Raw genomic sequence first — 14576 nt, 5'->3', positions numbered from 1 at the left:
CTGATTGATTCCATTACCGACGACTCGATCATTTCATCAAGGTGCCAGTACCCTTGCACATCACGCGGGGCCTATCTACCTGTGAGAAATCACAGTTCCGACGAGCGGCGCTGTATAAACAGGAACAACTCAGATACGCCTGGCCCCGGTTCTTGAAAAGACAGCACCTTCAATTCCGACTAGGTGCAAGGGCGCAACATTAGCAATGAAGGGACGCTTCAACTGAAGGGCAAGTCCTAGTGGCTTGTAGGACTTCTCCTCACAAAAACATAGTCAACGTTGCTGACTCACCAGGTGGGAGGCAGGGCGCGTGGCCCCGAGACATGGTAAAAAACTGCTGTTGGGTGGGGTTGAGGGACGAAGGCTACTCGGTAGTGCTGGGGCTCCAGAACGCTTGAACTACCAGTGTCGACGTGGAAATGCGCGCTACCAGCGCATCCAGCTCATCCCCATCTACCGACGTCACCGCCAGGGTGGCTTCGATTTCCACCTCATCACTACCAAATGGCCGCACGTCGACATCACTGGCCGGGTAGTTACAGCGCGCCAGTTCCGCCTCCAGCAACGCCAGCACGGCCTTTTGCTGAGTACGCCGGGCGATCACGTAAAGGACGTTGGTGACCTCGGCAGACACCACATCCAGCGGCTGGCGGTTGATATTGTTGACGATCGGCCGCAACAAGGTATTGGCCGCCAGTACAAACAACGTGCCGAGCAACGCTTCAAGGATCAGGTCGGCACCGGCGCAAGCCCCCACGGCCGCCGAGGCCCACAGCGTGGCTGCGGTATTGAGCCCACGCACATTGCCTTCCTCGCGCATGATGACCCCAGCGCCAAGAAAGCCGATGCCGGACACCACGTAGGCGACCACCCGCACCGCGCCTTCGGCACCGCCCAGGCGGTTGGCCATGTCGACGAAAATTGCCGCCCCCACCGCCACCAGCACGTTGGTGCGCAGGCCCGCTGTGCGCTGGCGGTACTGACGCTCAAAACCGATCAGCCCGCCGAGGATGAACGCGGCGCTGAGACTGACCAGAGTATCGATCAAGGAATTGAGGTTAATGTTGTTGATGGCTTGCATCAGAAATCTCCATTTATTGCCAGCCAAACCGGCGGATGTAAAAGCCTTTCACCGCCAGGGTCAGCGCCATGTAGGCCAACAGAATCAGCGGCAGGAACACGGGCACGGCAGGCTTGGCCCGCCTGTCGCAAACGACAGGCGCGTCCGTAGTCCCGTGAGATGAGTCACGGACTGTTCAGCGTCGATGAGAGGGACGTCGGGGTGCAGGCCTGGAATGGCCGCTACCGGGATGCCGCTGCTCGCTTATTCGGCGAGACAACGGCATGGGATATGCGCGTTATCTTGCCGAGAATGTGCCGGTTACCGAGACCGGCCGACAACTGTCACTCGAACAAGTACCCACTGAGGGTCTCCGCTATTGATAAAAACGCGCGAAGCTTACGCCCCGTTTTCTGGAGGGTAAACCGTAGGAAAGTTTCCGTATGGGGAATAAGAAGATTCTTCAGGAAGGGTTCAGGTAGCACGTCTGCAGGAACCAGGCGCCCTCCTGGTTCCTACAGTTTTCGCTATCAGCTGGCCGTCGCGAGCAACAAATCCCGCATCGACCGCCCCTGCCCGCGACTACGATCATGCTCATACAACGAAGCCGCAATCTCATCCGCCCGAATCGGCAATATCGACAGCAACGTATCACTCAAGCCATGACTGGCCTGGCTAAACCCCTGCATATAGATCCCCGCCCTGCACCTTTCATCGGTCACCACCCGGTAATCGCGGCTGACCTCAAAGTCACCCATGTACGTCTCAAGCGGCGCCAGCAACTGGCGATGCATCTGCCGCTCATACCCGGTCGCCAACACCACCGCATCATAGTGATTCAGGCTGGTTTCCCCAGTCGCGTTATGACGCAACACCAACTCGACACCCAAAGGCCCAGCGCTGGTTTTTTCCACGGTGGTGAGGGTACGGAACGCATGGCGGGCAATGCCAGAGACTTTTTGGCGATAGAAAACCCCGTAGATCCGCTCGATCAAGTCCAGGTCCACCACTGAATAGTTGGTGTTGTGGTACTCATTGACCAGGCGCTCACGCTCGCTGCTGGCCTGCTGGAATACCAGATCGGTGAACTCCGGGGAAAACACCTCGTTGACGAACGGGCTGTCATCCGCCGGTTTCAACGCCGAGCCGCGCAGGATCATGTCGACCTGCACCGACGGGAAACTGTCATTGAGGTCGATAAAGGCCTCGGCCGCGCTCTGCCCGCCGCCGATGATCGCGATGCGCATCGGCTTGCCGTCGACACACGGCTGCTGGGCCATACGCGCCAGGTATTGGGAATGATGGAACACCCGCCCGTCATCCTTGAGCGACCTGAACGCCTCGGGAATTCGCGGTGTACCGCCGGCACTGACCACCACCGAGCGAGCGGTGCGAACCAGCTGTTCGCCCTGGGCATCACGGGAGATCACTCGCAGCGCTTCAACCTGCTGTTGGTGCAGGATCGGCTCGATGGCCAGCACTTCCTCGCCATAGCGGCTTTGTTCGCCAAACTGCCCGGCGACCCAGCGCAGGTAGTCGTTGTACTCCATGCGGCACGGGTAAAACGTGCCCAGGTTGATAAAGTCCACCAAGCGGCCGTGAGCCTTGAGGTAGTTGACGAAGGAATAGGGGCTGGTGGGATTGCGCAGGGTGACCAAGTCCTTGAGGAAGGATATCTGCAGTTCACTCTGGCTTACCAGGGTATTGCCGTGCCAGCGGTAGTCGGCCTGCTTGTCGAGAAACAGCACGTCCAGCTTGCCCTGGGCCTTCTCTCGCTCTTGCAGGGCGATGGCCAGCGCCAGGTTCGAAGGGCCAAAACCGATACCGATCAGGTCGTGAACCGCGGGCGATGCAATTGCCTGTGTCATTCCAGTGTCCTCTGGATAAGCCCCGGAGCAGTGGGGCGGGAAAACCTCAGAGACCTGTAGGCAGAACAACAGGTCGTGTGTTGATAGGAAACGAGGACAATGAAAAGAAATTTAACAGCGACGGTTCAGTGGCTGTCCCACTCGCGCATCCGTACCCGGCAATGCTTCATGGCGTTGACGATATGTTTTTCCACCACGCTGCGGGAAAGGTTGAGGCGTTCGGCGATTTGCAGATGGGACAAGCCCTCAAGCTTGCGCAAAAGGAAGCTGTCGCGGCACGGCGGGGACAACTCGGCCAAGGCGCTGCCGAGCATGTCCAGGCGCTGACGGTGGTCGAGGCTGACTTGTGGCGAGGGGCTGAAGAAGCGCTCTTCACTGTCCAGTACCTCCAAAGGTTCTACCTGGCGCAGGGCGTTGCGCCGATGGCCGTCGATCACCAGGTTCAGGGCGGTGCGATAAAGGAAGGCGCGGGGTTGCTCGATCGGTGTATCGCTGGCGCGCTCAAGCACCCGCACATAGGCGTCATGCACCACATCCTCGGCCACCTGACGGTTGCCCAGCTTGGCGTTGAGGAAACATATCAGCTCGCGATAGTAGCTTTCCAACATGACTCCCGACCGCATTGATGGCGGCTTATGACCCTTTAAGCGTGAAGACCACTGTCAATGCAATGCAGTGATGGCAGTTTGAACATGCGTAATTTATAGTAATTCTCATATAGATTTAAAGAAGACTTGCACTAACAGTCAAAATTGTTTCCCCAGAGCTGTAACCGCATATGTAAGCAACTAAATTTCAGGGCGAATTTCTCGTTTACCTGACAGCTTCCCGCGCTTGTCGCCCTCTCGACAGCACTCAAATCTACCCGTTTGAGCCGCGGCCCGATCTTCCCTGGCTGGAACCCGTGCATGAAACGTCCTCGACACACCCGTCGCGCCCTGCTTGCAGCACTTTGCCTGATCCCCGTTGCAGCCTTCGCGGCCTGGCAGCTCATCCCCCCAGGACGGGATAAATTTGCCACCCTGCAAGTGCAGCGGGGCGATATAGAAAGCAGCGTTACCGCGCTCGGCACCCTGCAACCGCGGCGTTACGTCGACGTGGGCTCACAGGCCTCCGGGCAGATCCGCAAGATCCATGTCGAAGCGGGCGACCAGGTCAAGGAAGGCGACCTGCTGGTGGAGATCGACCCTTCCACCCAGCAGGCCAAGCTCGACGCCACGCGTTTTTCCATCGCCAACCTGCAAGCCCAACTGCAGGAGCAACGTGCGCAGAACCAGTTGGCCCGGCAGAAATACCAGCGTCAGCAACGCCTGGCTGCCGGCGGCGCCACCCGTGACGAAGACGTACAAACGGCCCACGCCGAACTGGACGCCACACAGGCCCGCATCGACATGTTCAAGGCCCAGATCAGCCAGGCCCAGGCCAGCCTGCGGGTTGACCAGGCCGAACTGGGCTACACGCGCATCTATGCGCCCATCTCCGGCACCGTGGTCGCCCTCGACGCCCGTGAAGGCCAGACCCTCAACACCCAACAACAGACGCCGCTGATCCTGCGCATCGCCAATCTGTCGCCGATGACCGTTTGGGCGGAAGTCTCGGAAGCTGATATCGGCCACGTCAAACCCGGCATGCAGGCCTATTTCACCACCCTCAGCGGCGGCAATCGGCGCTGGACCAGCACCGTACGCCAGATCCTGCCGGTACCGCCCAAGCCCCTCAACGAAGCCAGCCAGGGCGGCGGTAGCCCCAGCAGTTCCGGCAAGAGCGGCAGCGGCCGCGTGGTGCTCTACACCGTGCTGCTGGACGTGGATAACGCCGACAACGCACTGATGGCAGAAATGACCGCCCAAGTGTTTTTTGTCGCCAACCAGGTCACCGGTGTACTGACGGCTCCGGTTGCAGCCTTGCAAGGCAGCAACCGCGCCGACACCCAGATTGCCAGGGTTGTGACCCAGGACGGCCGCATCGAAGACCGCGAAGTACGGGTCGGTATCAGTGACCGCCTGCGGGTCCAGGTCCTCGATGGCCTCAATGAAGGCGATCACCTGCTCATTGGCCCGGCCGACGGCAGCGGAGGTTGAATGTTGACCCCGCTGATCGAACTCAAGGACATTCGCAAATCCTACGGCGGCGGTGATACACCGCAAGTCGATGTGCTGCGGGGCATCGACCTGTCGATCCACGCGGGCGAATTCGTGGCGATCGTCGGTGCCTCCGGCTCCGGCAAGTCCACCCTAATGAACATTCTGGGCTGCCTCGACCGCCCGACGATGGGCGAGTACCTGTTCGCCGGGGAAAACGTTGCCCAGTTGGACAGCGACGAACTCGCCTGGCTGCGGCGCGAGGCCTTTGGTTTCGTGTTCCAGGGCTATCACCTGATCCCGTCCGGTTCGGCCCAGGAAAACGTCGAGATGCCAGCGATCTACGCCGGCACGCCCGCCGTCGAGCGCCACGCCCGCGCCGCCGCCCTGCTTACTCGCCTGGGGCTGGCCGGACGCACCGAAAACCGCCCCCACCAGCTTTCCGGCGGCCAGCAACAAAGGGTGTCGATTGCCCGTGCATTGATGAACGGCGGCCACATCATCCTCGCCGACGAACCCACCGGCGCCCTCGACAGCCACAGCGGTGCCGAGGTGATGAGCCTGCTGGACGAGCTGGCGAGCCAGGGCCATGTGGTGATCCTGATCACCCATGACCGGGAAGTGGCGGCGCGGGCCAAGCGCATCATCGAAATCCGCGACGGCCTGATCATCAGCGACACACCCAACACCGCCGGTAAAACACTCACCAACGCCAATCCAGGAGCCTTGCAAGCCGTGGAACTGCGCCAGCGGCTGGCCGACGGCGCCGAACACAACGGCGCCTGGAAGGCCGAACTGCTGGACGCCGTGCAGGCCGCCTGGCGAGTCATGTGGATCAACCGTTTCCGTACCGCGCTGACCCTGCTGGGGATCATCATCGGCGTCGCCTCGGTGGTGGTCATGCTCGCCGTGGGCGAAGGCAGCAAGCGCCAGGTGATGGCACAAATGGGCGCCTTTGGCTCCAATATCCTCTACGTCAGCGGGTCGGCGCCCAACCCGCGCACACCTCCTGGTGTGATCACCCTCAGCGATGTCGCCGCCATCGCCGCCCTGCCCCAGGTCAAGCGCATCATGCCGGTCAATGGCGCCGATGCTGGCATACGCTTCGGCAACGTCGACCACACCGCCTATGTCGGTGGCAACGACACCAATTTCCCGACGATCTTCAATTGGCCAGTGGTCGAAGGCAGTTACTTCACCGAAGCCGATGAGCGTGCTGGCGCCACCGTGGCAGTGATCGGCAAAAAGATTCGCGACAAGTTGTTCAAAGACATTCCCAACCCCATCGGCCAATACATCCTGATCGAAAACGTACCCTTCCAGGTGATCGGCGTGCTGGCGGAAAAAGGCGCCAGCTCCGGCGACAAGGACAGCGACAACCGCATTGCCATCCCCTACAACGCCGCCAGCATTCGCCTGTTCGGCAACTACAACCCCGAATACGTGGTGATCGCCGCCGCCGATGCGAGCAAGGTGCACGATGCCGAACAGGCCATCGACCAGTTGCTGCTGCGCCTGCACAACGGCAAGCACGACTATGAGCTGACCAACAACGCCGCGATGATCCAGGCCGAAGCCCGGACCCAGAACACCCTGTCGCTGATGCTCGGTTCCATCGCCGCGATCTCACTGCTGGTGGGCGGTATTGGCGTGATGAACATCATGCTGATGACCGTGCGCGAACGCACTCGGGAAATCGGCATCCGCATGGCCACCGGCGCACGTCAACGGGACATCCTGCGTCAGTTCCTGACCGAAGCGGTGATGCTCTCGGTGGTCGGCGGAGTCACCGGGATCGCCCTGGCGCTGCTGGTGGGCGGCGCGCTGATCCTCAGCAGCGTCGCAGTGGCCTTCTCGTTGTCGGCGGCTATCGGTGCCTTTGCCTGCGCCCTCGTCACCGGAGTCATCTTCGGCTTCATGCCCGCCCGAAAAGCTGCCCGGCTCGACCCCGTCACGGCCCTTACCAGTGAATGATCGCCCTATGAAAGCGCACCTGACCCTCCTCGCCGCCAGTCTGCTGCTGGCCGCCTGCGCCAGCCCCCCTCCGCGCCCGGACAGCGGCCTGCAAGCGCCACCCGCCTGGCAGATGGCAAGCAAAGCCGGCGCCCTGCAGGACAACCAGCAATGGTGGACGACCTTTGCCAGCCCGCAGCTCAACCACCTGATCGAGCAGGCCCGCAGTGGCAGTTACGACCTGGCCAGTGCGGTCGCCCGGGTACGCCAGGCCCAGGCCAGCGCCATCATCGCCGGCGCACCGTTGCTGCCTGAACTCAAGGGAGGGCTCAACGCCAACCGCCAGAAACTGCTGCGGGGCAACGGCTACAGCCAACTGGATGCTGACAGCGACAACAAGGCGGTGGACTATTTCGATGCGAGCCTGACCGCCACTTACGAAATCGATTTCTGGGGTGGCAAACAGGCGGCGCGGGACAGCGCCGAACAAGCGGTTCGCGCCAGTGAGTTCGACCAGGCGACCGTGGAACTTACCCTGCTCAGCGGCGTAGCCACGGCCTATATCCAACTGCTGTCCCTGGGCGAACAGCAGCGCATTGCCGAGCTGAACCTGGCCAATGCCCAAAGCGTCCTCAAGCTGGTACAGACTCGTCACGACGCAGGGTCGGCCACCCGCCTGGAACTGGCGCAACAGAAAAGCCTGGTGGCGGCCCAACAACGACAATTACCTGAAGTCCAGCAACGGGCCGAAGAAGCCCTGATCACCCTGGCCGCCCTGCTCGGCCAACCAGTACAGGCACTGCGCCTGAGCCCGCAGTCGTTCGATGAACTGCGCTTTGCGAACATCGCCGCCGGCATTCCCAGCAACCTGCTCAGCCGCCGCCCGGACATCGCCAGTGTCGAAGCGCAACTGGCCGCTGCCCAGGCCGACATCATCGTCGCGCGCGCAGCCATGCTGCCCAGCGTCACGTTGACCGCGAACCTGGGGTCTGGCGCCAACCAGGCTTCAGACATCCTGCGCAGCCCGTTCTACAACCTCACAGGCGGGCTGATCGCGCCAATCTTCAATAACGGACGCCTCAGTGCCGAGCGGGACAAGGCCACGGCACGTCAGGAAGAGCTACTGCAAACCTATCGCGGGGCGATCATCAATGGTTTTGCCGATGTGGAAAAAGCCCTGAGCAGTATTCGTCGCCTGGATGAACAACGTCAGTGGCAGCATGAGGAATTGACGCAGGCGCAAACCGCGTTCCAGATCGCCCAGAGTCGCTATGAGGCGGGGGCTGAAGACTTGCTTACCGTGTTGGAAACCCAGCGCACGCTGTATGCGGCGCAGGACCTGAATGTGCAACTGCGCCAGGCGCGGATTGGGGCGAGTATTGCGTTGTATAAGGCGCTGGGCGGGGGGTGGCGGGAGGGTTGAATGTGGAACATTGGCGGCCTGGTAGCCAACACCCCAGCCATCAAGGCACCCGTTCCTTAACCTTCAAATGCCGCGCATACCAAGGCCGTTTGGGCACCTTGCGAAACAAATCCTCAAGCTTATCCTCAGCCCCAAAGGTAATCCGCAACGCCAACTTCATAGTCTCCGGGTCCATCTCCACCGACTTGCCCATCTGCAACCCCGGCGTAGTACTGCAACCATGAGTCACCGGCCCCAGCCAGGGGTCCCCCACCTCGACCCAACGTCCCGGTGCAAACCACTGCACCCCGTTGAGCTCAAGACGACTCACCTCCCCCGGATGAAACCGTTCATGAGCCCGAAACCAATCCTCAAGCCGATCATCAATCCAGCCATGAAAATGCCAGAACACCGGATTTACATGGGAAGAAAACGGATCACCGAGAAAGTCGTTCTGCGCCGTATACCAACGCGCGGCAAAGTCCGCCGGATCACGGGCGAAAGGCACCGGCGCGCCATTGGATGGATCTCGCGGCACCGACGCCCAGCGCATGTGCAGCCAGTCATGCATACCCAACTCAACCTCTGAACCAAACTGCCCCAAGGTCAACCGGGCCAAATAACGCGGGTCGCGGTACTGCGACTCCCAGACTTGAAAGTTGCCGTGATAAGTCTCGGCCGCCTTGATGTCACTGACCCACTGCGTGTATTCGCTGTCATCGGCAGCCAGCCAGGTCGGCGGCAAGGCGAAACCGTCGTGGTTGTCGAAATACCGGGCAAATCCCCGGCGGTCACGCTCAAGGGCGGGCTGGGGCTCGGGGAAGCGCGGCCAGGATGGCAGGTCCTGCATCGAGCGCGCCGCGCCGAGCATGTGCCGGTGCATGAAGAAAAAGTCGATCCCCGAGCCGTTGCGATCCTTGCGCGGGCCACGGGCATCGCGCTCTTCGTCCCGCGGGCCGGGCTGCCAGCCGATCCCTCGCAACGCGTTGCGCTTGTCTTCGGACAGGTTGTGCCACTGGTCCCGCGAGGCGTGCCAGAGCTGATGAAACAGGCGGTGTTCGGGTGAAATCAGCCAGGCCAGCAACGTCGAGTTCAAGCCGATACGTTCCCGAGCCTCGGGAAACAGTTGCTTGGTGGCGATAAAACGACTGTCCCGCTCGGGCAAGGCCAGTGGCCGGTCCAGTGGAAGGATTTGCCCGCTGAGGGTGCCACTGCCGGCGTTGCCAAATTCAGCCCAGACCTCATCGAGGGTCATCTTGAATTCGTAGGTGGGCGAGCCATCTGGCGACTCCCGGTCAATCAGGCGCCAATACAGCAGGGCCGCATTGCCCGGCGCCAGATCACCCAATACCTGATAACGCGGCTCACCGTCAGAGCGCAGTTGCTCGGCGGTGTCCAGGTAACCGCGCAAGCCTCGACCCCGCGGGGCAATATCGAGAAACAACTCCAGGCCATTGACGGGCAGGCCTTTCAGGCCGGCGTCGCGCCCTTCCAAACGAAGGCTCCAGACGCCACGCAGGGTGTCGGCCAATTGCTGGCCGGCGGTGTCCGCCAGATCCACCGTGGCCTCCCCCGGAGTGATCGGGAACTCTTCACGCGTCAACTCGCGATGGGCATAAAAGGCTGCGGGCACTGCGGCGCCCGTCAGCGCCAGGCCTGCGATGAACCCTCGTCGAGAAATCGTCATTGTCCTACCTGTGTCAGCCCTGAAGCAGGCTTTATCCAAGCTAGAACGTTTGCATCGACGGGAAATTTACCAGCCCTGGTGCCTAATGCCGATCAGTTAAGCCAACTACTGTAGGAGCGAGGGGGACGCCTAGTTCTTGCTCGCGAAGAACCTGAGGGCACCGCATTCATCCAGGAAACCCGCGTCATCGTTAACGACCATCGCGAGCAAGCTCGCTCCTACAGGGGGGCTCGTTCGCTTAACTGATCGGCATTAGCCTTGGCGGCCCGCCTAAATTTCCAAGCCAACCGCTCGTTCTTCCCAGATAGCAAACGGCCCTTGTGCCTGCACCTCGACAGCGAACCGACTGAGATGGCAATGACAAAACCACGTTCGAAAAAGGCTCTATATATCGGCCTGCCGCTGGCCCTGGCCATTGGCGCCGGGGCAGGTTTTCTGGTCTGGGATTACTGGTTCAAGGGCAACGCCGGGTATCCGTTGGAAGTAATCAAGCAGGCGGATGAACTGCACGATCGGCTGCTGTCTTTCGACAGCCATATCACCGTGCCCCTGGACTTCGGTACCGCGGGCAATGAAGCCGACAAGGATGGCAGCGGCCAGTTTGACCTGGCCAAGGCCAACCGCGGGCGCCTCTCCGGGGCGGCACTGACCATCTTCGGCTGGCCGGAAATGTGGAACGGCCCCAACGCCCCGCACAAACCCACCGAAGGCTTTGTCGAAGAAGCGCGCCATCAGCAGGAGGTTCGCTACCAGATCATCTCCGGCATGGTCCGCGACTTCCCCAATCAGGTCGGTATTGCCTACACCCCGGATGACTTTCGGCGCCTGCATGGCGAAGGCAAGTTCGCGGTCTTTATCAGCATGCTCAACGCCTACCCGCTGGGCAATGACCTGAACCTGCTGGACCTGTGGACGGCGCGGGGCATGCGCATGTTCGGCTTCAGCTATATCGGCAACAACGCCTGGTCGGACTCATCGCGCCCACTGCCGTTTTTCAATGACTCGCCGGACGCTCTCGACGGGCTCTCGGACATCGGCAAACAGGCAGTTCATCGCCTCAATGACCTGGGGGTGATTATCGATGTTTCACAAATGTCGACCAAGGCCCTGGAACAGGTCGCACACCTGAGCCGCACACCGATGGTCGCCTCCCACTCGGCACCGCGCGCCGCCGTGGACATCCCGCGTAATCTCAGCGACAAGGAAATGCAACTGATCAAAAACAGTGGCGGCGTGGTCCAGGTGGTGGGTTTCCCGGCCTATCTGAGACCCCTCAGCCAGCCTACTCAGGACAAGCTCAACGCCCTGCGCGCCCGCTTTGATCTGCCACCACTGCCCAGCCTGGCCATGGCGTTGATGCCTGGCGACCCGATCATTGCGGCCTGGCCCGAACAGAAGTTCGGCCAATACGCCCAAGGGCTCTACGCCATTCTCGAAGAAGAACCCAAGGCCACCCTCAAGGACCTGGGCGACGCTATCGACTACACCGTGGGCAAAATCGGTATCGACCACGTCGGCATCGCCTCGGACTTCAACGAAGGCGGCGGCGTCAAGGGCTGGGAAAACGTCAGCGAGGTGCGCAATGTGACCGCCGAGTTGATCCAGCGCGGCTACTCCGAAGCGGACATCGCCAAGCTGTGGGGCGCCAACTTCCTGCGGGTCTGGGACCAGGTGCAGAAAGCCGCCAAGCCAGTGGCCAATCGTTGACGCCTGCCCTTTTTCAATTGATCGAGATCTCCCATGAACAGTGATATCCCAAGCCTCCATCGCCAACGTCTTAAACCACTGGCAGCCCTGGCCCTGACTGCGCTGTGCGGCGCGCTGCTGCCCGGTATCGCCCAGGCCGCCACCCCTGCACCGGGCAAGGTGTTCAAGGACTGCAAGGATTGCCCGGAAATGGTCGTGCTGCCGGCCGGCACCTTCACCATGGGCACGCCGGAAGATGAAGTCGGCCGCGAGCCCGATGAAGGACCGATGCACGAGGTGACCTTCGCCAAGCCCTTCGCCATGAGCCGGTTCCAGATCACCGCTGCCGAGTGGAACAGTTATGTGCGCCAGACCGGGGTCAAGATCGCCAATGGCGATGAGCGTCCCGGCCGCGGATGCATCGCCAGCAAGCCACGCTACCCTCAAGGCACGCGCCAGCCGGCGGTGTGCATGGACTTTGACGACGTGAAGAACTACGTCACCTGGCTGTCGAAAACCACCGGGCAACGCTACCACCTGGTCAGCGAGGCCCAGCGCGAATACGCCGCCCGCGCTGGCTCCACCGGGCCGTTTCCATTCCCGTTCGATGAAGGCAAGGAATACAGCATCGCCAAACATGCCAACACCTACGGCCCGGCAGATGGCTACAGCTACAGCGCACCCGTGGGCAGCTACCCGCCCAACGCATTCGGCATGTACGACATGCACGGCAACGTCTACGAGTGGGTAGCCGACTGCGAACATCCCAACTACATCGGCGCACCCACCGACGGCAGCGCCTGGGTAGAGCCGGGCTGCGAGTCCCTGCAGATTCGCGGCAATGACTGGGGCGAAGCACCGATCTTTTCTCGCTCCGGCAACCGCAACAACATCTACCCGCAAACCCGTGGCGACTGGATCGGTTTTCGCGTCGTGCGCGATCTCTGAAACGCCCCCGCAGGCTTTGGAAAAACCGGTCGCCACCAGTCGGCGGCCGGTTAAATTAAATCCCTGGCCAGACGTTCTACTGGGTATCTGCCTCGATCCCCAAGGAACTCACCTCTCATGACCCAGCCCAAGCGCGGTGCAATTCATGAATTGTTCACCCTTCTGAAACCCTTTCGACTGGTGGTTGCCCTGTCCATCGCGCTGGGCATGGTCGGCGGCCTGAGCGTGACGGTGCTGCTGGCAACGATCAACAACGCCCTGCACTCACAAACAGGCCTGACCCAAGGGGTCGTGGCACTGTTTGTCAGCCTGTGCGTACTGGCCTTGATCAGCGCGATCTGCTCGGACATCGGCACCAACTACGTCGGCCAGCACATCATCGCCAAGCTGCGCAAAGAGCTGGGCGAGAAAGTGCTGTCGGCGCCCATCGAACAGATCGAACGCTATCGCAGCCACCGGTTGATCCCGGTGCTGACCCACGACGTCGACACCATCAGCGACTTCGCCTTTGCCTTCGCACCGCTGGCCATTTCCCTGACGGTCACCCTCGGCTGCATGGGCTATCTGGCGATGTTGTCGTGGCCAATGTTCCTGCTGATGGTGGTGGCCATCGTCATCGGCACCGTGGTTCAGTACCTGGCACAAGGCGCGGGAATCAAGGGTTTCATGGCGGCGCGGGATGCCGAAGACGATCTGCAAAAGCACTACAACGCCATCGCCGAAGGCGCCAAGGAACTGCGCATCCACCGCCCACGTCGCCAGCGCATGTTTGTCTCGGGCATCCAGTCCACCGCCGACTTCATCTGCAAGACGCAGGTGCGCTCGATCAACACCTTTGTCATCGCCAAGACCTTCGGCTCGATGCTGTTCTTCGTGGTCATCGGCCTGGCCCTGGCCCTGCAAACTCTCTGGCCCAGCGCTGATAAAAGCGTGATGAGCGGTTTCGTGCTGGTGCTGCTGTACATGAAAGGCCCGCTGGAGCACCTGATCGGCACCCTGCCCATTGTCAGTCGTGCGCAGATTGCCTTTCGCCGCATCGCCGAGTTGTCCGAGCAGTTTTCCTCGCCGGAGCCGCACCTGCTGCTCAACGACCAGGGCGACAAGGCCAGCCCGGTGCATAGCCTGGAGCTGAACAACGTCAGTTATGCGTTCCCTGAAGTACCGGGCAGCGATCCATTCAGCCTGGGGCCGGTCAACCTGAGCATTCGTCAGGGCGATATCGTGTTCATCGTCGGTGAAAACGGTTGTGGCAAAACCACCCTGATCAAGTTGCTATTGGGGCTGTATGCGCCGCAGCAGGGGGAAATCCGTCTCAACGGCCAGGCCATCGACGCCGCGAACCGCGACGACTACCGCCAACTGTTCACCACGGTGTTTGCCGACTACTACCTGTTCGATGACGTGGTCCAGGGTGACCAGCAGATTCCCGAAGACGCCAACAAATACCTGGAACGCCTGGAGATCGCCCACAAGGTCAGCGTCAAGGACGGCAATTTCACCACCACCGACCTGTCCACCGGCCAGCGTAAACGCCTCGCCCTGGTCAACGCCTGGCTGGAAGAGCGCCCGGTGCTGGTGTTCGATGAATGGGCGGCGGACCAAGACCCGACCTTCCGGCGGATTTTCTATACCGAGTTGTTGCCGGACCTCAAGCGCCTGGGCAAGACCATCATCGTCATTTCCCACGATGACCGTTACTTCGACGTCGCGGACCAACTGGTAAGAATGGAATCCGGGCGCGTCATGGTCGAGGCAGAAGTGGCCTGACCCCAGCCCTGCGGATCGACCGAAGCCCCTGGAAACAAGTGTTCCAGGGGCTTTTTTATGTGCCGACTAAATTGCTGAAGGCCCGGTTCGTCTTTACAGCAGCACAGAAACATACCGGCGCCTT

The 14576-nt window shown here is 61.1% G+C and carries 10 protein-coding genes; 6 read left to right on the top strand and 4 right to left on the bottom strand.

The window, feature by feature from the left end:
* Positions 1–364 precede the first annotated feature (364 nt).
* The 3 genes from ACZRJ6_RS13115 to ACZRJ6_RS13105 form a co-directional block, all read right to left on the bottom strand.
* Positions 365–1081: an MgtC/SapB family protein gene (locus tag ACZRJ6_RS13115; protein WP_149413659.1), complete on the bottom strand. Its 717-nt coding sequence runs from the start codon at positions 1079–1081 to the stop codon at positions 365–367.
* A gap of 509 nt (positions 1082–1590) precedes the next feature.
* The gene (locus ACZRJ6_RS13110) at positions 1591–2928 is read right to left on the bottom strand and encodes a lysine N(6)-hydroxylase/L-ornithine N(5)-oxygenase family protein (RefSeq protein WP_463968833.1); all 1338 of its coding nucleotides are present in this window, start codon (positions 2926–2928) and stop codon (positions 1591–1593) included.
* A gap of 125 nt (positions 2929–3053) precedes the next feature.
* On the bottom strand, positions 3054–3533 hold the full coding sequence (locus ACZRJ6_RS13105; RefSeq protein WP_463968890.1) for a sigma-70 family RNA polymerase sigma factor: 480 nt from the start codon (positions 3531–3533) through the stop codon (positions 3054–3056).
* Positions 3534–3836: 303 nt separating this feature from the next.
* Here ACZRJ6_RS13105 and ACZRJ6_RS13100 point away from each other — a divergent pair, with 303 nt between their 5' ends.
* Genes ACZRJ6_RS13100 through ACZRJ6_RS13090 form a run of 3 tightly spaced genes read left to right on the top strand, consistent with a single transcriptional unit; the run spans position 3837 to position 8385 of the window.
* Positions 3837–5009, top strand: coding sequence for an efflux RND transporter periplasmic adaptor subunit (locus ACZRJ6_RS13100; protein WP_463968834.1), 1173 nt, complete (start codon positions 3837–3839; stop codon positions 5007–5009).
* Entirely contained in the window at positions 5010–6983 is a 1974-nt protein-coding gene (locus ACZRJ6_RS13095) for a MacB family efflux pump subunit (protein ID WP_463968835.1), read from the top strand.
* Positions 6984–6990: 7 nt separating this feature from the next.
* On the top strand, positions 6991–8385 hold the full coding sequence (locus ACZRJ6_RS13090) for an efflux transporter outer membrane subunit (protein WP_463968836.1): 1395 nt from the start codon (positions 6991–6993) through the stop codon (positions 8383–8385).
* Positions 8386–8425: 40 nt separating this feature from the next.
* On the opposite strand, the gene pvdP is transcribed toward ACZRJ6_RS13090, so the two are convergent.
* A complete protein-coding gene (pvdP, locus tag ACZRJ6_RS13085; protein ID WP_463968837.1) occupies positions 8426–10051 on the bottom strand; it encodes a pyoverdine maturation tyrosinase PvdP in 1626 nt (541 codons plus the stop codon).
* A gap of 357 nt (positions 10052–10408) precedes the next feature.
* Between pvdP and pvdM the strand changes: the two genes are divergently transcribed.
* From pvdM to ACZRJ6_RS13070, 3 genes are all read left to right on the top strand, one after another.
* Entirely contained in the window at positions 10409–11758 is a 1350-nt protein-coding gene (gene pvdM, locus ACZRJ6_RS13080) for a pyoverdine-tailoring dipeptidase-like protein PvdM (RefSeq protein ID WP_463968838.1), read from the top strand.
* A gap of 33 nt (positions 11759–11791) precedes the next feature.
* A complete protein-coding gene (gene pvdO, locus ACZRJ6_RS13075; RefSeq protein ID WP_463968839.1) occupies positions 11792–12685 on the top strand; it encodes a dihydropyoverdine dehydrogenase in 894 nt (297 codons plus the stop codon).
* Positions 12686–12802: 117 nt separating this feature from the next.
* Positions 12803–14452 carry a cyclic peptide export ABC transporter gene (locus ACZRJ6_RS13070; RefSeq protein ID WP_463968840.1) on the top strand — a complete coding sequence of 550 codons (1650 nt, stop codon included), beginning with the start codon at positions 12803–12805 and terminating at the stop codon, positions 14450–14452.
* Positions 14453–14576: the final 124 nt, after the last annotated feature.

The sequence above is a fragment of the Pseudomonas sp. C321 genome (genome assembly GCF_055407105.1).
The sequence above is the reverse complement of the archived record's forward strand: the minus strand, read 5'-3'. Positions and strand labels throughout refer to the sequence as shown.

Excerpts from the sequence above, each read along its gene's own strand:
- pvdM (WP_463968838.1), top strand. The coding sequence starts at position 10,409 with ATGACAAAACCACGTTCGAAAAAGGCTCTATATATCGGCCTGCCGCTG.
- ACZRJ6_RS13095 (WP_463968835.1), top strand. The coding sequence starts at position 5,010 with ATGTTGACCCCGCTGATCGAACTCAAGGACATTCGCAAATCCTACGGC.
- ACZRJ6_RS13070 (WP_463968840.1), top strand. The coding sequence starts at position 12,803 with ATGACCCAGCCCAAGCGCGGTGCAATTCATGAATTGTTCACCCTTCTG.
- ACZRJ6_RS13090 (WP_463968836.1), top strand. The coding sequence starts at position 6,991 with ATGAAAGCGCACCTGACCCTCCTCGCCGCCAGTCTGCTGCTGGCCGCC.
- ACZRJ6_RS13110 (WP_463968833.1), bottom strand. The coding sequence starts at position 2,928 with ATGACACAGGCAATTGCATCGCCCGCGGTTCACGACCTGATCGGTATC.
- ACZRJ6_RS13100 (WP_463968834.1), top strand. The coding sequence starts at position 3,837 with ATGAAACGTCCTCGACACACCCGTCGCGCCCTGCTTGCAGCACTTTGC.
- pvdP (WP_463968837.1), bottom strand. The coding sequence starts at position 10,051 with ATGACGATTTCTCGACGAGGGTTCATCGCAGGCCTGGCGCTGACGGGC.
- ACZRJ6_RS13115 (WP_149413659.1), bottom strand. The coding sequence starts at position 1,081 with ATGCAAGCCATCAACAACATTAACCTCAATTCCTTGATCGATACTCTG.
- pvdO (WP_463968839.1), top strand. The coding sequence starts at position 11,792 with ATGAACAGTGATATCCCAAGCCTCCATCGCCAACGTCTTAAACCACTG.